The sequence below is a fragment of the Bdellovibrio sp. HCB337 genome, assembly GCF_047302465.1.
GTDB lineage: Bacteria > Bdellovibrionota > Bdellovibrionia > Bdellovibrionales > Bdellovibrionaceae > JACMRP01.
On record NZ_CP178621.1, the window covers coordinates 183522 to 202349 of the forward strand.

Here is an 18828-nt window from a genome sequence, read left to right on the forward strand (position 1 = left end):
CCGTTTTTGTGGAATCTAGACTTTATCCAAACTTAATTTCTTTGCGAGAGAATAATGTCAATTATTGAGAAATTCACAGATTACTTTTCGAACGACATCGCGATTGATTTGGGTACCGCGAACACTTTGGTTTATGTCAAAGGGCGCGGAATTATTCTGGATGAGCCCTCCGTCGTTGCTGTACAAAAAAACTATCGTGGAATGCAAAACCGAGTTCTAGCTGTTGGTAAAGAAGCGAAAGATATGTTGGGAAGAACTCCTGGCAGTATCGTTGCTATCCGTCCGATCAAAGACGGTGTTATTGCTGACTTCGAAGTAACTCAGTCCATGTTGAAATACTTCATTGCGAAATCCATGGGCGAGAAAAAATCTTTCATCCGTCCACGTATCATCATCTGTGTTCCCTATGGAATTACTCAGGTGGAAAAACGTGCGGTAAAAGAGGCAGCTCAATCTGCGGGTGCGCGCGAAGTTTATTTGATTGAAGAACCAATGGCAGCCGCTATCGGCGCGGGTCTTCCAATCACTGAGCCTTCAGGAAATATGGTTGTCGACATGGGTGGTGGTACCACTGGTGTTGCAGTTATTTCTTTGGGCGGTATCGTTTACTGTAAATCTATCAAAGTTGCTGGCGATAAATTTGATGAAGCGATCATCAACTACGTTCGCCGTCAGTTCAACTTGTTGATCGGGGAAAGAACTGCCGAGTTGATTAAAATTCAAATCGGCAATGCTTATCCTTTTGAAGATGAAAAAACTATGGAGATCAAAGGTCGTGACTTGGTAGCGGGAGCTCCTAAGACGATCGAGATCACAAGCTCGCAAGTGAATGATGCATTGATGGATCCTCTCTCTGAGGTAGTTGATGCTGTTCGTACGGCGCTTGAGAAAACTCCTCCAGAGTTGGCTTCTGATATCGTTGATAACGGAATCGTACTTACTGGTGGCGGAGCAATGCTTGCAAACCTTGATGTTCTTCTTCGTGAAAGAACGGGCTTGCCAGTATCTATCGCCGAAGATCCGCTCAGCTGTGTTGTGATGGGATCGGGTAAGGTACTTGATCAACTCGATCTTTTGAGACAGTTGACCATCGACTAAGGAAACGAATGGCTGAAGCCGAAATTACATCCATTGCCCTGTTTTTCTTCTTTGCTTTTTTAGACGATCGCAGGGCCTTGGAAGCTTCAACCCAAGCTATTTCTATCTGTACAAATAAAAAGAAAAAAAATCCTCAGTTCAACAGCAACGTCTTGATTGTAATGTCGACGTTTTCTGTTTGGACAAAACATCACCTGAAATTAAATCGTGGCAATCCGAATATCTCTACAGAAGCGGGTTGGATGATTCCAGCAGATCTGGATTTGGGCCCTTGGCGCGAATTCCAGAAACTTGCGACCCAAGATGAGCTCTTGGCGGTGATTTGGTCCAAAATTCTTGAGATTCCAGAGAAAGACATCGCCCAAGGTCTCGGTATTTCTGAAGGAACAGTCCGCTATCGTCTAGGTCGGGCCCTTCGAAAACTAGGCTCGATGGCGCAAGGGGTTTCTACTAAGAAACTAAATGCGGTAAAGTAATTGTATGTCTGAAGATGTAAACCGACTTCCTCTTTCGAAAAAAGGTCAGCGCCAGGTGACTCCGTTCACCGGGAATGAGCTTTTATACGATTATATGAGCGGCATCTTGGACGACGAACGCAGAAAAGCCGTCGAAGCTCATTTAGAGTCTTCACGAGAAGCGCAGTTAGATTTTCAGAAAATCCAGATCGGCCAACAATACTCTGAAAAGATGAAGCAAATTACCGTGTCGCATGCTCTTCACGAAAGACTGTCGGCACCTTCTTCTTACTTATCAGTTCTTTTTAAGAAATCACGTTTTGATCAATGGCCTGTCGGTTTGAAGTGGGGGCTTGAAGCTCTGGTTGTCGTCTTTGTCATTGTGACAGTTCTGACGGTGGCTCCTTGGGAAAAAGTGATGAAGCTGCGTCTATCTACCGGATCAAGTGATGTGGTGATGACGGAGCTTAATAAGTCTGCAACCGTCAGCAAGAATCTTTCTGATGCACCTGTCACAGTAGAAACTCCGCAATTTGTGGATGAGGGAATTAAGAAAGAGCCGACGGAAGCGACTGCGCCTGCGGTCGTGGCAAAAACAAGCCCAACGCCTATGGCAACAGCGACACCTGTAGCGAAGGCCACTCCGACTCCAGTTGCCCAAAAATCCCCGGCGAAAGTCGCTGCTGCAACAGCCACTCAGGAAGAAGAGTCTGAGGAAAATACTGACAGCAATAAATCTAACACCGGTTATTTGTATCGCGGAGGAATCGCGGTAACGAATTTAGATGCTGTTGGACCGAAAATTACAGAAAAGATTGTTGAGCTTGGTGGACGTAAGGCCGGGGAAGTTGAACTCGGTTGGCAAAAAACTCCAGGCTCTGCCTATTTCCATTTCACTATCCCAGAGGCCAAATACGAAGAATTACAGGCCTTCCTCTCTGGCTACGGAACAGCTAAGATTGGTAAAGAGAAGCATCCGCGTGTGATGCCAGATGGGATCATTCGTTTAATTATCACGGTTGATGAAGCGAAGAAGTGAAGCAGTTAAAAAGAAAGCCTAAAAGATCACTAAGAACCATTCTGATTGTGTGGTTCTTGTTATTCTCCGTCATCCCATTGGCGTTCGTGACCGTATATTCCATGATCAAATACGAAAAAGCATTGGATCGAGAGCTGTCACAGCGCTTGGCGGGCAATGCGCGCGAGATCAGTGTTATCTTTAGTGAATACCGCGCAGGTCTTCAACAAAAACGCGATAAATACATTCGCGATCCTAACCTGGTTTATCACTTGTCTGTAAATGATGCGAACACGATTCGCAATATCGCTAGTCAATGGCTTCGTACGGACTTTGCCTCTAGCCTGACATTCTTTAATCGCGATGGTCGCATGGTTGTTAGTGTTTTCAAGGACGAAAAGGGCGAAGTCCGAAACTTTGCGCCGAGTGAGCAAGCTGTTGTCCTGAATAACAAATACGTGACTATGCTTAAAGGCCAAAAAGAAATTGGTTCCGTTGAATTCACGGAAAAAAGCAAAACCTCGTTATTGCTGATTTCGCGGGTCACAAACAGTTCCGGCAAGATCGTAGGATATCTTGAGCAGATTATTGATTTGGATCGTGGGTTTCTGAACCGTCTTAAATCTCGTTTAAAGCTAGAGATTATTTTCTTCAAAGAAGGTGGCCAGCTGATGCAGGCAAGCCATCCTGACTTTTACCTCTACAAAAAAGATTTCTTCGAACCTTATTTTAAAACCAATAAAGAGCCTTTTTTTGATTTGAACATTCGCTCAATGCCGTATGGATTTTTGATTTATCCACTTGAGTGGAAGCCATCCAATATCTATGTGGCTTTGGGAGCTTCCAAGAGCGAGGCAAAGGAAGTTCTAAAAAACGTAAACTTTGCCTTTATCTCGGTCGTGGTTGGGATCATTGTGGTTCTATTCATGACGATCTTAGTGACCTCTAACTGGGTATTGAAACCCCTATATGAATTGGTCGAAGCTTTGCAAAGATTTGAAACGTCAGAAAACTCAGTTGAGCTTCCTGTTAAGAATGACAATGAAATCGGTCTACTGACGGCAAGTTTCAATGAAATGAGCCGTCGTATTTCTCAGGCAAGAACAGACTTAAAGAAAAAAATCTTCGAGTTAGAAGGCGCCAATCAAGAACTTAAAGACACCCAAGCAAAACTGGTTCACTCGGCAAAAATGATTTCGTTAGGTCAGCTAGTAGCTGGCGTGGCGCATGAGTTAAATAACCCCATTGGCTTTATCTCTAGCAATATGACTCATCTTCGTGATTACTCTGAAAAGTTGATCAAGCTAGTTGAAACTGCAGAGACTCAGCCACAAAACTTGCCAGCAATGAAATCTGAAGTAGAGTACGACTACATCGTGCAGGACATGCCAAAGCTAATTGCTTCGTGCGAAGACGGCGCACGCAGAACCAAAGACATTGTGTTGGGGCTTCGTAATTTCTCGCGTCTTGAAGAAGCAAAGCTTAAAGAGATCGATATCCATGAATCCCTAGATACGACTTTGAATTTGTTGGCTGGCGAAATTAAGAACCGCGTGCAGATTCATAAGCACTATGAGCCTATTCCAAGAGTGTCTTGTTACGCGAGCCAAGTGAATCAGGTCTTTATGAATATTCTTTCGAATGCGCTTCAAGCGATCGAAGGACCAGGCCATATTTGGATTTCTACCCAGCCAATCCGCGATACGAGTGATAAAAACGGCAAAATCCAGGTGTCTATCCAAGATAGTGGTAAGGGTATGAAACCGGAAGTTTTAGAAAAGATCTTTGATCCGTTCTTCACTACCAAAGGTGTTGGGCAGGGAACTGGCTTGGGATTGAGCATCTCTTACGGAATCCTACAGAGTCACGGCGGTGAAATCCAAGTCCGTTCAGAGGTCGGAGTCGGCACTGAGTTTATGCTGATAATTCCGGTGTATCCGCCACCAAATCGCCTTGCGAAAGAAAACGACACATAAATATGAAAAGAGAAATTTTCGTTAAAATCGGCGAAGTAAAAGTTGGTAGAGACGAAGATACTCTGAAGGCAACACTTGGTTCTTGTGTCGGCATTGCATTTTTGTGGAAAGAAAAGAACATCTTTGGATTGGCCCATTGTCTGTTACCGGACGGCTCCGAACAAATCTATCGTTTGAGTGCAAGGTATGTGGCTCTGGCAATCCCGTCTTTAATGACGATGATGGAAATCACGCCCGCAGACGTTGGAAAAATCGAGGTGCATATAGCCGGGGGCGGTAATATGCATGAACCCGTCGTCCAAGTGAAGACGGCACCGATTGGCCAACAGAACTATGAAAAAGCGCGCGCCCTTTTAAAGGAAAAAGGCTTCCGTATTCAAACAGAGGACGTGGGAGGCGATACCGCACGCCAGATCATAGTCAAATGCGGGACCGCAGAGGTAATAGTTAGAAAGATAAATGCTGTCTCAATTTGAGAATGGCTTAAAGACACTCCGCCAAGCTCCGATAAGGTTTGTACTAGAGGCGACTCATGCAGAAACAAAAAAAAGAAGACAAGTCTTCCCTTTTAGCCGTGGCACTTTTGCTGCTGGCGGGCTTTTTTGTTTTTCTATTTTTCTTGCCTGAAAAAGACTCTTTCCGTGGTGAAAACGGCGGAGTGACCCAGTCGAAGCAGTTTGAAGAGCGTGTGAATCGCCACCTTTTCAAAACATCTCAGGACATGCAACTTTCGCGTGAAAAAATGCAGTTGGAGGCAAATCGAGAAGCCGCCGACCGCCTTGCAAGAGTCCCAGTCCAACAAGATGTGCATAAGTTAGACTTATCCACAGACCCTCGGGCCGAATCTTTGTTACAGGCTCTTGGTCGAGAAGTGAAAGAGTCGGCGGGTCCAACTAGCCCGGATGAGGCAGTTCAAGCCGATCTTTTTGAGGCTCAACAGCTCGAATCGTACTCAGAAGAGTATAAGCGCGAATACGCGCGTCAGTTTGTCGAAAATGCTCGAAAAGCCGGGTATTTGATCAAGCTGAACGACGATTACAAAGTAATTTCGATCCGTCCAATCCGCAAACCTGCGGAAAACTTTGAGCTTTTTGAAAGCAATGGCCGCGCAGCTCGATGAAGCGCAGTCTCAAGTCTTGAATATTACGTAAATTTTCTTAGACTATACCCTAAAGGAACCCTGTATTAAGGGTGGAGGTATCATGAATCGCCTATTGAAAACTATTTCTATGATCGCTGCTGCTGCGATGTCTGCTCTTGTTCTTTCTAGCTGTGGACCAAAAGCCTTTGTTAAAGGGGATTATGACGACCCTGAAAAAACAAATCTTTTGAACGACCAATGGTCTGAAACAGACATGCAAAAAGTTGTGAATGATCTTGTGGGCAGTTTAGTTGCTCACCCTGTGATCAAAGATGCGAAAACTCCGCCAATTGTGATGGTGACATCGCTTCAAAACAAAACCAGTGAACACATCGACACGCAAAGTGTGATGGACATGGTTCGTGTAGACTTGATGAAGGGTGGAAGAGTTGCTTTCATTGATAAAGAAGCTCGCCAAGACATCGCGGACGAATACAACTACCAAAACTCTGGCATGGTTTCTAAAGAAACTAAAAAAGGCCCGGGCGGTCAAACTGGCGCGGATTTCATGATCAACGGTCGTTTGGACTCTATCGTTCAAGAAGTTGGTAAAGATAAAACCGTATATTACAAAGTGACTTTGAACATGACCAATATCAAAACTGGCATGATGGTTTGGTCCGACAACAAACAGATTCGCAAAGCTTACAAAAAGAAAACTATCGGACTATAGTTAATCTATGACGGTACTTATGAAAAGATCCGCCGTTTTGGCGGGTCTTTTTTTATGCAGTTTAATGTCTATTTCCTGCGCCACTTATCAAAATAAAGTGGCCGAGTCCCGTCAGCACCTTGAGCTTGGCCAATATCAAGCGGCCATCGATTATCTAGAACCTCTTGCCAATAAAGAAGGCGGAGATCAGCTAGTTTATCTTTTAGATTACTCTGTTGCCCTGCAAATGTCGGGCAGAATCAAAGACAGCAGCCTGGCTCTGCAAAAAGCAGATCGCTTGGCGGATTTCCAAGACTATACATCCATAACTAAGGAAGCGACGTCGTTGTTGTTGAGCCAAGAGATGGTTCAATACAAGGGTGACTCTTTCGAAAAGATTTACATTAATGCTTATGCAGCTTTGAATTACCTCGAATTGAATCAGTTGGATGAAGCGTTGGTTGAAACTCGTCGTATGAACGAGAAGTACAACAAGATCAATCACGAGGATCGAAAAGATTTCGAGAAGAATGTTTTCGGAAAGTATCTTTCTGCAATGATTTGGGAAGCAAATCAAAACTGGGATGATGCCTACATCGCCTATGAAGAAACTTATAAATTAGATCCAACCATTCCATACTTGCCAGCGGATCTAATTCGCTCAGCGAAACGCGCTCGTCGTATGGACTCTTACAAGAAGTGGAAAAAAGAGTTCCCGCAAGTTGTAGAGAAAAAAGAATGGTACGACAAAAATTACGGCGAGTTGATTTTGATCTACGAGCAGGGATGGGGACCGCGCAAAGCTCAAATCGGCGGTCAGGGAATCTATGCTGGTGGCTATAATCCGCCGATTCTTCAACCGGTCTATAATAGTGTTCTACAAATGAAAGCGACGATCACTGGAGTCGGCGAGTTTGAAAGTCAGCGTATCTATGATGTAGAAAGAGCTGCGATAGAAACTCTTCAACACGATTATGCATGGTTATCGGCAAAGCGCCTTGGCGCATTTGCTACGAAAGAAATTGTTGCAGATCAAATCCGCCAACAAAACGAAGCGTTGGGTAACGTCGCGTGGCTTGCGATGCAATTATCAGAACGCGCGGATCTACGTCAGTGGTCGACACTGCCACAAACAGTGCAGCTTATAAGAGTTCCTCTGCAAGTAGGTCAGTACAATGTGAACCTACAAGGTTTAGTGGGTGGCGGAGGTCTTAGCGGCGACGGCAAAGCCTATCCAGAAGTGAAGATCCAGCCTCAGAGAGCCACATTCTTACGTTGGCGCACTTTGCGCTAATCTCTGGAAATAAAAAAGGCCCTGATTTCTCAGAGCCTTTTTGAACTACGAATAGCTTGTAAAAGATTGGATTCTAGTTGTTCAAGCTTGGGTTGCTAGAAGGAAGATTTGGAGTTTCCTCTTCGTTCTGTGCACCAGGAAGAACAGTTGCTTTTTCAGCAGCTGCTTTCGCAGTTGTATCTGGATTGTAACGAGTCGCTGCATTAGCAACGCGGTTCTCAAGATTTTGTTTTACGTCATCAACTGAAGCGCGCTCAACATTTGCGATGTTAGCAGCTTGCTTAGTCATGTAGTCTTGAGGGAAAGCACCCAATTTAGCTAGGTAGTTAGAAATGCTACCGTTGCCGTTTTGGATGATTTCGCGAAGTGTGAAAAGAGGAGCATATTGAGATGCTTTCTTTTCTGCTTCGAAAATGATTTGAGTCAAAGTTGCAGCAGTAATGTCGTTCTTAGACTTATTGTCGATAACCATTACTTCTTCGTTCGTACGAATCATTTTAGCGATATCGTCCAAAGTCACGTAGCAGCTTTGCTGAGTATCATAGAGCTTTCTGTTTTGATAGCGCTTGATAATTTTGACTTTAGAGTTCTGTTTTGAAGTCAGTGTTTCGTTTTGGTTGATCAAAGTGCCTCCCATTGGAAAGTCTACTTGGTTTTTTAACTTTTCTTTCGAAAGCGGCGTTTAGCTTATGCTGCTTTCGACCCCTTTTTCCGCGCCTCAGACTCTACACAGAAACTTGTTTTAATCAGCATCTGTTGACTCATAAAGCGGCAGTTGGCGGCAACCTAACTCTGCCGCCACCCCTTGTCAAGGGGTCGTAATCTCAAATAAAAAAACGCCATGCGACACAATGTTTGACAAAAAAACGGGCATTTTCGGTGAGTATGAGAAATTCGATTGAGTTTATTTCAAAGACCTAAAGTTTGGCTCTGGACTGGCCGAAGAACTAGGTACGAGAAACCCTTTGCGAGCCGGTAATTTAATGAAAACTCAAGAAAATCAGAAGCTTAGCTATAAGAACATTATCTTTATGTCTAGCCTCGCAGGTCTTTTGGGTTTCCTCGCAATCCCCAGCTGGACTCGACAAAGAGAAGAGGACCGCCTTATAAACGCTAAGCGCCACGCCGAGGTTCTCGGATACCAAGTTTTTGAAATATACCGCGAAGCGTCTAGATCTGCCGTAACAGCCGAAATGGTGAGTTCTCGTTCCCCAGCCTCTATGCGGACGACGGGCGGGGACTCTTTAAACTTCCGTGATGCGGGTAGCATTGGCAACGATCCTTGGGGTCAGCCTTACCGTTACAAAATTCTGAGCGCTAACGCTGATCAATTAAAAGTTCAAATTTGGTCAGCTGGACCGAACAAGGCGTTCGAAACGAAGGACGACCCTGGTACTCCCGCTGATAGTTATATTGGCGATGACGTCGGGATTATCTTAGCCCTCAGCCAGCGCCCCGTCGAATAGGCACGACCTAGGTCGCAATTCCTCTGATCTGACTAAAAAATCAGCAATTTCGTTCAAGGGACTCTTTGAAGGCTCCGAAAAGCATAGTGACTAAGGAGTTTTCATGCTTCACCGCTCAACTAGGCCCGCATTGATAGTGATCGCTTTACTCACGCTCTCCGCATGCGCTTCTTTCCAAGATTCGGAAAAAGCTCCTTACTACGATGCCGCCTTCAACGATAAAAATCGCGCACCAGCAGCGTTTTCTCCGCAGTTGGCAACCGGTGGTGACGGAGCGACAACAGTTTTAGATCCTCTCTACCTCAGAACTCAAGCGGACTACTACTTCGCAATGGGTGAGGCTTACAGCTTGGACGGTAATCATGGCAAAGCCATTGATGCCTTCAAGATGACACTTCTTTATGACCAAGAATCTGCAATGGTGAATATCCGTTTAGCCACAGAGTACTTTAAAACAGCTCAGTTCACCGAGTCTTTGACCCAAGCTGAAGAAGCTATTCACAAAGATTCAAAAAACATCGAAGCTCGCTTGTTGTTGGGTGGTTTGTATTTGTCATTGAAACTTTTTCCAAAGGCGATCACTCAGTACGAATACGTATTGAAGGTTCAGCCAAACAACGTGGAAGCTCCAGTATATTTGGGAGCTGCTTACACCGAGATCAAACAATACGAAAAAGCTGTGAAGTTCTTTGATTCGTTGATCAAGAACGAAGATTACGCTTCGCCACACCTTGCTTACTATTATATTGGCCGTGTTCGCTCTGAGCAAAAAGGGGACGCATTCCAAAAGGCAGCACTCAAGGCTTATCAAAAAGCCATCGACTTGAAGCCAGATTTCTTGGATGCATACACAGCGCTTGCTTCTTACTACACACAAAAAGGTCAGGAAGATAAAGCCTTCGCTCTTTATAAAAAGTACCAAAAAGAACAAGGCCCTAGCCCGAAAGTGGCAGAGATCTTGGCTCAAATGTATGTGGAAAGTGAGCAATATGATTTGGCTTACGAACAGTACCAAATCTTGGAAAACACTTCTGACGATACTTTGAATATCAAATTGAAGATGGCTTTGATCTTGATTGAAAGAAAAGATTTCGCCCAAGCTGCGGCGAAGTTGGAAGACATCTTAGGTGATGCTCCAGAGTCTGACAAAATCCGCTTTTACTTAGGCGCTGTTTTTGAAGAGACCAAAGACTATGATAAGGCAATTGCACACTTCAAAAAGATTCCGTCATCTAGCCAGTTTTTCGGTGAAGCAATGGTTCACACGGCCTACATGATGAAAAACAAAGGCCGTCTCAGTGAAGCGGTAGAAGTGATCGAAGGCGCTTTGAAAGAGCGTAAAGATCAATCTCAGTTGTATGCGATGTACGCTTCTTTGATGGACGAGCGTGGCGATTACAACAAAGCAATTACAATGTTAACTGATGCTGTAGAGAAATTCCCTGAGAATGCTCAGTTGAGATTCTATTACGGTACGCTGTTTGATCGTACTGGTAAAAAAGATCGCGTGATTGTTGAGATGAAGAAAGTGTTAGAGCTTGATCCGAAACATGTACAAGCTATGAACTACTTGGCTTTCACATGGGCTGAAAATAACACGAATCTTGGTGAAGCCGAGAAGATGGCTCGCAATGCTCTTTCGATTGATCCAAAAGATGGTTACATCATGGATACATTGGGATGGATCCTCTATAAACAGGGTCGTTTCAACGAAGCAGTGAAAGTGCTTGAAGCAGCGTTCAAACATCAGTCTTCCGTGAGCATTATCGCGGAACACTTGGGTGACGCTTACTACAAACATCAAATGGTGGAAAAAGCTAAGAAGATGTATATCAAAGCTGCGGATTTAGAGACGGATTCTAAAAAAGTAGAAACCATCAAAGCTAAAATCACTGCGATCGAAAAGCAGCAAATCCCTGTTGATATGCGTATGCCTGCGTCGGCCGACGGCCGCTAGTTCCGATTATTTCTTGTCAAATCCGAAGACGCTTCATTATCCTTGTGATCATGAAGCGTTTATTTTTTGTCCTAGCCGCGAGTGTCGTTTTGGTTTCTTGCGGAACCAAACAAGTTAAACCTCCTCTCCCTCAAGGAAGCTATCAAAAAGCTCAGTGGGAAACGAAAGCTGTCGTCCGCGACTTAAAAGCTAACAAATCCCATACAGTTGATATCGATATCCAGGGCGACTATCCCGAAAAATTGCGAATGGAAGTGAAAGCCTTCATGGGCACCGCTGTTGCGAGTCTTGCATTGAATAGCGAAGATATTCGTTACACGATTTACCCTCAAAAAAAATTCTTTGAAGGTCATGCGAGCGAAGGCTCATTTATGCCTTTGATGAATATTCCACTTCATCCACGCAATTTTATGAGTATCGCTTATGATACGCCAATGCGAGGGGCGGGCTGGACCTGCGCCAAAGGTCCAGATGGCTTATTAGCTGAGTGCAATCAGGTTGGAAAAAGCATCAAGGTGCAATGGCAAGAACGAACACCCGAGGGGCAAAAGAAGGTGCTTATTACGGGCCCCACGTTCGAGATGAGGTGGCTATTTAAACCGCCCCAGACAGAGGTCCAGTTCAAAGATGAAACATTCGTTTTAATGGCCCCGCCAGAGTTCAAAACAATACAGCTCAAATAAACAATAAGGCTTAATACCCAAAAATTTAATAATCAGTTTCTAACCATCTTAGATTGAGATAGCATCATATATAGGAGGACCTCGAGAGTCCTCTTAGAAGCCACTAGACCGTGGAGCAACTCTTCACAAGGAGTGAACTATGGCCTCACCTTTAGATCTGAAGCAAATCGTATCAAATTGGCAGAATTCCGGCGAGCGCGTGAATGCCCACTGGTCAGGAAGTTTCGATGATTATTTGGCTCTTGTAAAAAAGAACCCAAAAGTCACCCGCAATGCCTATCAACGTCTCTATGACATGATCATGGAGTCGGGCACTGAGGACTACATCGACTTCAAAAAACAAGTCACTCGTTACAAGTTTTTTGACGATGCTGCCAACAATGGTAAAGACGCGGTCTTCGGGTTGGATGTGGCGCTGATGAAACTTGTGAACGTACTAAGAGCGGCGTCTCTTGGTTACGGCACCGAAAAACGTGTGATCCTTTTGCACGGTCCGGTGGGAAGCGCGAAATCTACGATTTGCCGTATGATCAAAAAAGGTCTTGAGGCTTATTCGAAAACAGATTCGGGTCCACTTTATACTTTTGAGTGGGTGGATGAAGATGGAAAATTGGACGGTCTTCTTGGTAAGGGCGCAAAAGTGTTCCCAAGCCCAATGCATGAAGAGCCTTTGCTCCTCATTCCTGAAGAACTTCGTCCGAAAATTTGTGAAGAACTCAATCGCGGTCAAGAAGGCACATTCCGCGTGCATATTGATGGTGAGCTCAGCCCACCAAGCCGCTTTATCTTCCGTTCTTTGATGGATCGCTATCATGGCGATTTGATGAAAGTGCTTTCTCACGTACGTGTGAAACGCATGTTCTTGTCAGAGGCTGATCGTATCGGTATCGGTACTTTCCAACCGAAAGATGAAAAGAATCAAGACTCTACGGAATTAACTGGTGATATCAACTATCGTAAGATTGCTGAGTACGGTTCGGATTCAGATCCACGTGCTTTCAACTTCGACGGGGAGTTCAACGTTGCCAATCGCGGGATCATCGAGTTCGTCGAGGTTCTGAAATTAGACGTGGCCTTCTTGTACGATCTTTTGGGAGCTTCTCAAGAGCACAGAGTAAAGCCTAAAAAGTTCGCTCAAACTCATATCGACGAAGTGATCATCGGTCATACGAATGAGCCTGAGTATCGTCGTCTTCAAGACAATGAGTTCATGGAAGCCCTCCGTGACCGTACGGTGAAAATCGATATTCCGTACATCACTCGTTGGAAAGAAGAAGTGAATATCTACAAAAAAGACTTCAACTCTCAAAAACTGAGAGGCATCAGTATCGCTCCGCATACCATTGAAATGGCGGCGATGTGGGCGATCCTGACTCGTTTGGAAAAACCTAAGAAGGCGAATCTGACGAGATTGCAAAAATTGAAACTGTATAACGGTAAAACTTTGCCGAACTATACGGAAGACAACGTGAAAGAGCTCCGTAAAGAAACTATTCGCGAAGGTCTTGAGGGTATTTCTCCTCGTTACATCCAAGATAAGCTTTCAAATGCCTTGGTGGCGGCTCAGCAGAACAATAAAGGTTCTGTGAATCCGTTCATGGTGCTGAATGAGCTTGAATCTGGATTAAAAAATCACTCTTTGCTTTCTAACGAAGAGCTCAAAGCGGATTACCGTGAGCTATTGGGTGTGGTGAAGCAAGAGTACGAAGAAATTATTAAAGCGGAAGTGCAAAGAGCAATCAGTGCCGATGAAAGCGCGCTCCAACGTTTGTGCGCAAACTACATCGACAATGTGAAAGCCTACACTCAGAAAGAAAAAGTCCGTAACCAATTCACGGGTCAGGATGAGGAGCCAGATGAGCGTCTCATGCGCTCGATCGAAGAAAAGATCGAGATCCCTGAATCCCGCAAAGATGATTTCCGTCGCGAGATCATGAATTACATCGGGGCTTTGGCGATTGAAGGCAAGAAGTTCAACTATAAGATGAACGAACGTCTTCATAAGGCTTTGGAATTGAAACTTTTTGAAGATCAAAAAGACAGTATCAAGCTGACTTCTTTGGTGTCTTCTGTGACCGACAAAGACACGCAAGAGAAGATCGATATCGTGAAGACCCGTTTGATTAAGGATTTCGGTTACGATGATGTTTCCGCAACTGATGTCCTCCATTATGTGGCAAGTATCTTTGCCCGTGGGGACGTCAAAAACAAGTAGTGTGAAAAATGTCGATTAAAGAAGACCACAATCGGTTTAAGGATATCGTTAAGGGAAAGGTGAAAGAGGACTTTAAGAAGTACGTCACCCAAGGGGAGATGATTGGCAAAAGAGAGAATGATTTTGTCAAAATTCCCCTCCCTCACATTGAGATTCCGAATTTCCGTTATGGTCCAAAACAACAAGGCGGCGTTGGCCAAGGGCAAGGACAACCTGGCGAAGGGGTTGGCGAGCCTGGTGATGGCCAAGGCCAAGCCGGTGAAAATCCCGGCGAGCACTTGTTGGAAGTCGAACTCAGCATGGATGAACTTGCTGATATCCTGGGCGAGAAGTTAGAGCTTCCGCGCATCGAACCTAAAGGCAATAAAAACATTGAAATGGAAAAAACCCGTTACTCAGGAATGGCCCCGGTCGGACCTGAGGGGCTTCGTAACTTCAAGTCTTCTTATAAGAAGGCTTTGAAGCGTTATGTGAGTTCAGGGATCTATAATCCTGAAGACCCGGTGATCGTGCCGATCCGTCGGGATTTCCAGTATCGCAGCTTTAAAAAAGTAACCAAGCCCATGGCGAAAGCCGTCGTAATCTATATGATGGACGTCTCTGGCTCTATGGGAGACGAGCAAAAAGAAATCGTTCGTCTAGAAAGTTTCTGGATTAATACTTGGCTGAAGAAGCATTACAAGGGCCTTGAAACCCGCTTCATCATTCACGATGCCGCAGCCAAAGAAGTCGACGAGGACACTTTCTTCAGAACGAGTGAATCGGGTGGTACTTTGATTAGCTCGGCTTATAAACTTTGCCAACAGATCATTGAAACGGACTATCCGGTGAATGAATGGAATATCTATCCATTCCATTTTAGTGACGGTGACAACTGGAGTGGCGAAGACACTCGTTTGTGCACAAAACTTTTGAAAGAATTCTTCCTACCAAAGACGAATGTCTTTTGTTACGGCCAAGTTGAGAGTAAATACGGCAGCGGTCAGTTCTTAAAAGATTTGCAGAAAGAATTCGGCACCGACGAGCGAATTATCTGCAGCCAAATTGAAAGCAGAGATAAAATTCTGGATTCCATTAAGGACTTCTTAGGGAAAGGGAAATAAGCCATGGCAAATCTCACTCCCGAACTAGAACGTGAAAGACAGAGAATCTGCCAAATCGCCAAAGATGCAGGGCTTGATTTTTTCGAAACGATTTTCGAGCTCATCACCTATGACCAAATCAATCAATTTGCTGCTTACGGGGGTTTTCCCGTTAGATATCCACATTGGAAATTCGGGATGGAATATGAACATCTCTCGAAATCCTATGAGTATGGTCTTTCTAAAATTTACGAAATGGTGATCAACACCGATCCTTGTTATGCCTACCTAATGGAAGGTAACGCCATGATGGACCAAAAACTGGTTATGGCGCACGTGTATGGTCACTGTGATTTCTTTAAAAACAACATTTGGTTTTCAAAAACTAATCGTAAGATGATGGATCAGATGGCAAACCATGCCACGCGTATTCGTCGTTATGTGGACCGTTACGGTGTAGACACAGTTGAGAACTTTATCGACCTGTGTCTTAGCCTCGAGAACTTGATCGATCGCTATAGCCCCTACGTCGAAAAGTCGATTGTGAAAAAAGAAGAAGATACGACTCCGAGGGATCCAGACTTCTTATTGAAGGTCAATCGCCCTTATATGCGCGACTATATCAATCCGCCGGAGTTTGTAGCGGAGCAGAAACGCAAGATGCAAGAGCTTGCTCAAAAAGCTCACAAGTTTCCAGCGGAACCTGAAAAAGACGTGCTTCGTTTCTTGATTCACAATGCGCCATTGGCGGACTGGCAGCAGGATATTCTTTCTATCATCCGTGATGAGGCCTATTACTTCTCGCCTCAAGGGATGACAAAAACCATGAATGAGGGCTGGGCTTCATATTGGCACTCAAAGTTGATGACTGAAAAGATTCTGAATGATTCTGAAATCATCGACTTCGCAGATCATCATAGCGGTACTATGGCAATGGCGCCTAATGGCTACAATCCTTATAAAGTGGGCATTGAGCTTATGCGGGACATTGAGGACCGATGGAACAAAGGGCAATTTGGTCGCGAGTGGGACCAATGTGATGATATTCGCGAACGCAAACATTGGGACAAGAAGTTAGCCTTGGGTCGTCAAAAGATTTTCGAAGTACGAAAGGTCTATAACGATGTAACCTTCATTGACGAGTTCCTGACGGAAGACTTCTGTGTGCGCAATAAGCTCTTTGTGTACAAGTTTAATAAAAAAACGAATAAGTTTGAGGTCGACACCCGGGACTTTAAAGCCATTAAAGCCCAGCTGTTGTTTCATATGACAAACTTTGGACAACCGATTATCCGCATTGAAGATGCCAACTTTGAAAACAGAGGTGAGTTGTTATTAACACACCTTCACGAAGGCATTGATATGCAACCTGATTACATGGAAGCCACTCTGAAGAATATCTATAGGCTCTGGACGCGCCCTGTGAACATTGCGACAGCAATGGATGGCGAAGGACAGCTTTTTAGGTTTGATGGAAAAGAGTTTAAGAACTATAAGTTAACTCAAGGACCTAGTCCGAATCCATCTAACACAGAGAACGGGAATTGAATCAAAAGAACACAAAGCTAGTATACTCTACCGATCCTAGGGATCAGCTGTGCTCGAAGTGCAAAGAGTACATTTCTGAGTGCACCTGCGTTAAACAGGATCTCGTTCAGTCTCGAAACTTTACGGCAATATTTCGCTTGGAAAAAAACGCGCGCGGCGGCAAGGTAGTGACTGTCGTCGACGGCTTACCTAAAATTGAAGCTTATCTAAAGGAGTTGTCGAAGGAGCTCAAGACAAAATGCGGTGTTGGTGGTACATACTCTGTCTCGGGAAAAGAAGGACTGATCGAGATACAAGGTGACAAACGCGAGCAAATTAAAAAGATTTTTGAGCAAAAAGGGATAAAATATAAAGGCATGTGAGACTTGCCTGTAAAAAACTTTTGTTCTGGATGTGAGCAATACTAGCCTTGTCAATAATATGCTGTTTCAGAGAGCATATTGAGTGCAAGGGGAGAGATGTAAAGTGGCCCAATTAAATAGACGCATTTTGATAGTAGATGATTATGAAGAAAGTTGTAAGCTGCTCTCGGAAATCCTGAGCTCAACTTATGAATGTTATTACACATCTGATAGCACGAAGGCATTTAGCCTGGTGACCGAGAAAAAACCTGATTTGATTCTTCTTGATTATAAAATGCCGGGTCTGATGGGTATCGATATTTGCAAAATGATCCGTGAAAACGAGTCTACAAAAAACACACCTATTATTTTCGTATCAGGTGCTGCGACGATTGATGAAAAAATCCGCGCTTTTGAACAAGGTGCTGATGACTTTATTTCTAAGCCATTCCATGTGAAAGAGCTCATTCTTCGTATTAAGGCTCGCTTGTCTGAAAAAGATCAGGATTTGGGTGCGGAACTTCAAGCTGCAAACTTACGCATGAACTTGCTTTCACGCCAAGTCTTTGTCGGCGGTGAAGAGGTTCAATTAACTCCTAAGCAGTTCGACATCCTCAAAATGCTTGTTTCTAACAAGAACAATCTTGTGACTCGTGAGAGATGTTTGGATGAAATCTGGGGTGATACTGAAGTGACTTCACGTAACGTGGATTCGCAAATCAATTACCTTAAGCGCAAAATTAATAAATTCCACGGTAAGATCTTGGCTGTTCCAAGCTTGGGTTATCGTTTGGAAGTTCAAGATTAGAGTCACTCGAGAAATTACATGACTAAAAAAAGCCAGGCGAACCCTGGCTTTTTTATTTCTTTGCTAAAGTGGACAGTAAGTAATGACGATCACACCGTTTGCGCCAGCGCCACCTGTAGGTGGGCTTCTTGCACAGAATCCGTTTCCTCCGCCTCCGCCGCCGTAGTTACCCGCTGCACCACCGGCACCCGAGTTGCCCACTCCGGTCGCGCCACCACCACCACCACTGCCTGCAATCGAAGGAGAAGTTGCTAAATCATTCCCAGCACTACCGGCCTGAGGATTCGGTGTAGAGGCACTATTAGCACCTCCGGCACCACCGCCGCCATTACTGGGACTGGCGCCGCCGTAAACCCCGCCGCCAGTATTAAGATAGTTTTTTCCTCCAGCATTGCTGCTGCCAACAGTTCCGCCGCCATGACCGCCACCACCGCCGCCAACACCAGTAGCTCCCGGATTTGCGCCGTTTGCACCGTTTCCGTTGGGTCCACCAGCGCCGCCGCCGCCGCCACCACCTGATGTTGAAGAGCCCCGTGCGCCCCCATTGCCTCCGGCTTTAGTGACATCACCTATAGAAGTGCCAGCACTGCCGCCCGCACCACCGCCGCTCGACGAACCTTTAAGCCCTGCTTTAGCAAGAAGTGTTGAGGTGTCGACGAACCATGTATCTGTACCATCGCCATTGGAATTTCCTTTGGCTCCAATTTGATAGGTCACGTTCCCAGGATAAGTGAGTGTCAGATTATTTTTTCTCGCGTAGGCACCGCCGCCGCCACCACCATTTGAATCGTTACTACACCAAGTTCCCGTACCACCGCCACCACCGCCGCCGCCAATGGCTTCGATTCGATTGTCGGTGTTATTCCAATCACTCGGGATCGCCCAAGATGTGCCCGAAGTTAAAACCACGGTCGTGTAACTTGGGCAACCACCGGTTGCAGTGGTCTTCCAGAATGCAAAAGGCAAAAGTCCAGCATATGAAGTTGAGGCTAAAATCAAACCGGTTATATAGACGAAAAAGTATTTTAGTTTCATGTGTCCATTTTAACTGGCCACACACTTACCTCTACCGAATTGCGACTATCTAGACATGT

18 protein-coding genes are annotated in these 18828 nt (G+C 44.9%); 16 read left to right on the plus strand and 2 right to left on the minus strand.

Going from position 1 to position 18828, the window contains the following annotated elements:
• Positions 1–54 precede the first annotated feature (54 nt).
• From ACLWBB_RS00930 to ACLWBB_RS00965, 8 genes are all read left to right on the plus strand, one after another.
• The gene (locus tag ACLWBB_RS00930; protein ID WP_413289663.1) at positions 55–1098 is read left to right on the plus strand and encodes a rod shape-determining protein; all 1044 of its coding nucleotides are present in this window, start codon (positions 55–57) and stop codon (positions 1096–1098) included.
• Between the two features lie 8 nt (positions 1099–1106).
• On the plus strand, positions 1107–1574 hold the full coding sequence (locus tag ACLWBB_RS00935) for a sigma factor-like helix-turn-helix DNA-binding protein (protein ID WP_413289664.1): 468 nt from the start codon (positions 1107–1109) through the stop codon (positions 1572–1574).
• A 4-nt stretch (positions 1575–1578) separates the two neighbouring features.
• Positions 1579–2592, plus strand: coding sequence for a hypothetical protein (locus ACLWBB_RS00940; RefSeq protein ID WP_413289665.1), 1014 nt, complete (start codon positions 1579–1581; stop codon positions 2590–2592).
• The gene (locus ACLWBB_RS00945; protein ID WP_413289666.1) at positions 2589–4547 is read left to right on the plus strand and encodes a sensor histidine kinase; all 1959 of its coding nucleotides are present in this window, start codon (positions 2589–2591) and stop codon (positions 4545–4547) included. The genes ACLWBB_RS00940 and ACLWBB_RS00945 overlap by 4 nt, the downstream gene beginning before the upstream one ends.
• Before the next feature lie 2 nt (positions 4548–4549).
• Positions 4550–5023, plus strand: coding sequence for a chemotaxis protein CheD (locus ACLWBB_RS00950; protein ID WP_413289667.1), 474 nt, complete (start codon positions 4550–4552; stop codon positions 5021–5023).
• A gap of 56 nt (positions 5024–5079) precedes the next feature.
• Positions 5080–5667, plus strand: a complete 588-nt coding sequence (locus ACLWBB_RS00955) for a hypothetical protein (RefSeq protein ID WP_413289668.1) — start codon at positions 5080–5082, stop codon at positions 5665–5667.
• An 82-nt stretch (positions 5668–5749) separates the two neighbouring features.
• A complete protein-coding gene (lpoB, locus tag ACLWBB_RS00960) occupies positions 5750–6361 on the plus strand; it encodes a penicillin-binding protein activator LpoB (protein WP_413289669.1) in 612 nt (203 codons plus the stop codon).
• Positions 6362–6368: 7 nt separating this feature from the next.
• Positions 6369–7634 carry a hypothetical protein gene (locus ACLWBB_RS00965; protein ID WP_413289670.1) on the plus strand — a complete coding sequence of 422 codons (1266 nt, stop codon included), beginning with the start codon at positions 6369–6371 and terminating at the stop codon, positions 7632–7634.
• Positions 7635–7707: 73 nt separating this feature from the next.
• Here the strand turns inward: ACLWBB_RS00965 and ACLWBB_RS00970 are convergent, their stop codons facing one another.
• Positions 7708–8259, minus strand: a complete 552-nt coding sequence (locus tag ACLWBB_RS00970) for a polyhydroxyalkanoate synthesis regulator DNA-binding domain-containing protein (protein ID WP_413289671.1) — start codon at positions 8257–8259, stop codon at positions 7708–7710.
• Positions 8260–8617: 358 nt separating this feature from the next.
• Here ACLWBB_RS00970 and ACLWBB_RS00975 point away from each other — a divergent pair, with 358 nt between their 5' ends.
• From ACLWBB_RS00975 to ACLWBB_RS01010, 8 genes are all read left to right on the plus strand, one after another.
• Entirely contained in the window at positions 8618–9100 is a 483-nt protein-coding gene (locus ACLWBB_RS00975) for a hypothetical protein (RefSeq protein ID WP_413289672.1), read from the plus strand.
• Between the two features lie 103 nt (positions 9101–9203).
• Positions 9204–11057: a tetratricopeptide repeat protein gene (locus tag ACLWBB_RS00980; RefSeq protein WP_413289673.1), complete on the plus strand. Its 1854-nt coding sequence runs from the start codon at positions 9204–9206 to the stop codon at positions 11055–11057.
• Between the two features lie 50 nt (positions 11058–11107).
• On the plus strand, positions 11108–11740 hold the full coding sequence (locus ACLWBB_RS00985; RefSeq protein ID WP_413289674.1) for a hypothetical protein: 633 nt from the start codon (positions 11108–11110) through the stop codon (positions 11738–11740).
• 139 nt (positions 11741–11879) lie between these two features.
• Positions 11880–13955, plus strand: coding sequence for a PrkA family serine protein kinase (locus ACLWBB_RS00990; protein ID WP_413289675.1), 2076 nt, complete (start codon positions 11880–11882; stop codon positions 13953–13955).
• Between the two features lie 8 nt (positions 13956–13963).
• A complete protein-coding gene (locus ACLWBB_RS00995; protein WP_413289676.1) occupies positions 13964–15058 on the plus strand; it encodes a DUF444 family protein in 1095 nt (364 codons plus the stop codon).
• Positions 15059–15061: 3 nt separating this feature from the next.
• Positions 15062–16585 (plus strand): SpoVR family protein, encoded by a 1524-nt coding sequence (locus ACLWBB_RS01000; RefSeq protein WP_413289677.1) that lies wholly within the window; start codon positions 15062–15064, stop codon positions 16583–16585.
• Between the two features lie 137 nt (positions 16586–16722).
• Positions 16723–16947 (plus strand): hypothetical protein, encoded by a 225-nt coding sequence (locus ACLWBB_RS01005; RefSeq protein WP_413289678.1) that lies wholly within the window; start codon positions 16723–16725, stop codon positions 16945–16947.
• A 103-nt stretch (positions 16948–17050) separates the two neighbouring features.
• Entirely contained in the window at positions 17051–17734 is a 684-nt protein-coding gene (locus tag ACLWBB_RS01010) for a response regulator transcription factor (RefSeq protein WP_413289679.1), read from the plus strand.
• A 63-nt stretch (positions 17735–17797) separates the two neighbouring features.
• Here the strand turns inward: ACLWBB_RS01010 and ACLWBB_RS01015 are convergent, their stop codons facing one another.
• Positions 17798–18769 (minus strand): hypothetical protein, encoded by a 972-nt coding sequence (locus tag ACLWBB_RS01015; protein ID WP_413289680.1) that lies wholly within the window; start codon positions 18767–18769, stop codon positions 17798–17800.
• Between the last annotated feature and the right edge of the window lie 59 nt (positions 18770–18828).

Bases quoted from the DNA above. Each gene is read 5' to 3' on its own strand.
- ACLWBB_RS00930 (WP_413289663.1), top strand. From the start codon at position 55: ATGTCAATTATTGAGAAATTCACAGATTACTTTTCGAACGACATCGCG.
- ACLWBB_RS00935 (WP_413289664.1), top strand. From the start codon at position 1,107: ATGGCTGAAGCCGAAATTACATCCATTGCCCTGTTTTTCTTCTTTGCT.
- ACLWBB_RS00940 (WP_413289665.1), top strand. From the start codon at position 1,579: ATGTCTGAAGATGTAAACCGACTTCCTCTTTCGAAAAAAGGTCAGCGC.
- ACLWBB_RS00950 (WP_413289667.1), top strand. From the start codon at position 4,550: ATGAAAAGAGAAATTTTCGTTAAAATCGGCGAAGTAAAAGTTGGTAGA.
- ACLWBB_RS00955 (WP_413289668.1), top strand. From the start codon at position 5,080: ATGCAGAAACAAAAAAAAGAAGACAAGTCTTCCCTTTTAGCCGTGGCA.
- lpoB (WP_413289669.1), top strand. From the start codon at position 5,750: ATGAATCGCCTATTGAAAACTATTTCTATGATCGCTGCTGCTGCGATG.
- ACLWBB_RS00965 (WP_413289670.1), top strand. From the start codon at position 6,369: ATGACGGTACTTATGAAAAGATCCGCCGTTTTGGCGGGTCTTTTTTTA.
- ACLWBB_RS00975 (WP_413289672.1), top strand. From the start codon at position 8,618: ATGAAAACTCAAGAAAATCAGAAGCTTAGCTATAAGAACATTATCTTT.
- ACLWBB_RS00980 (WP_413289673.1), top strand. From the start codon at position 9,204: ATGCTTCACCGCTCAACTAGGCCCGCATTGATAGTGATCGCTTTACTC.
- ACLWBB_RS00985 (WP_413289674.1), top strand. From the start codon at position 11,108: ATGAAGCGTTTATTTTTTGTCCTAGCCGCGAGTGTCGTTTTGGTTTCT.
- ACLWBB_RS00990 (WP_413289675.1), top strand. From the start codon at position 11,880: ATGGCCTCACCTTTAGATCTGAAGCAAATCGTATCAAATTGGCAGAAT.
- ACLWBB_RS00995 (WP_413289676.1), top strand. From the start codon at position 13,964: ATGTCGATTAAAGAAGACCACAATCGGTTTAAGGATATCGTTAAGGGA.
- ACLWBB_RS01000 (WP_413289677.1), top strand. From the start codon at position 15,062: ATGGCAAATCTCACTCCCGAACTAGAACGTGAAAGACAGAGAATCTGC.
- ACLWBB_RS01015 (WP_413289680.1), bottom strand. From the start codon at position 18,769: ATGAAACTAAAATACTTTTTCGTCTATATAACCGGTTTGATTTTAGCC.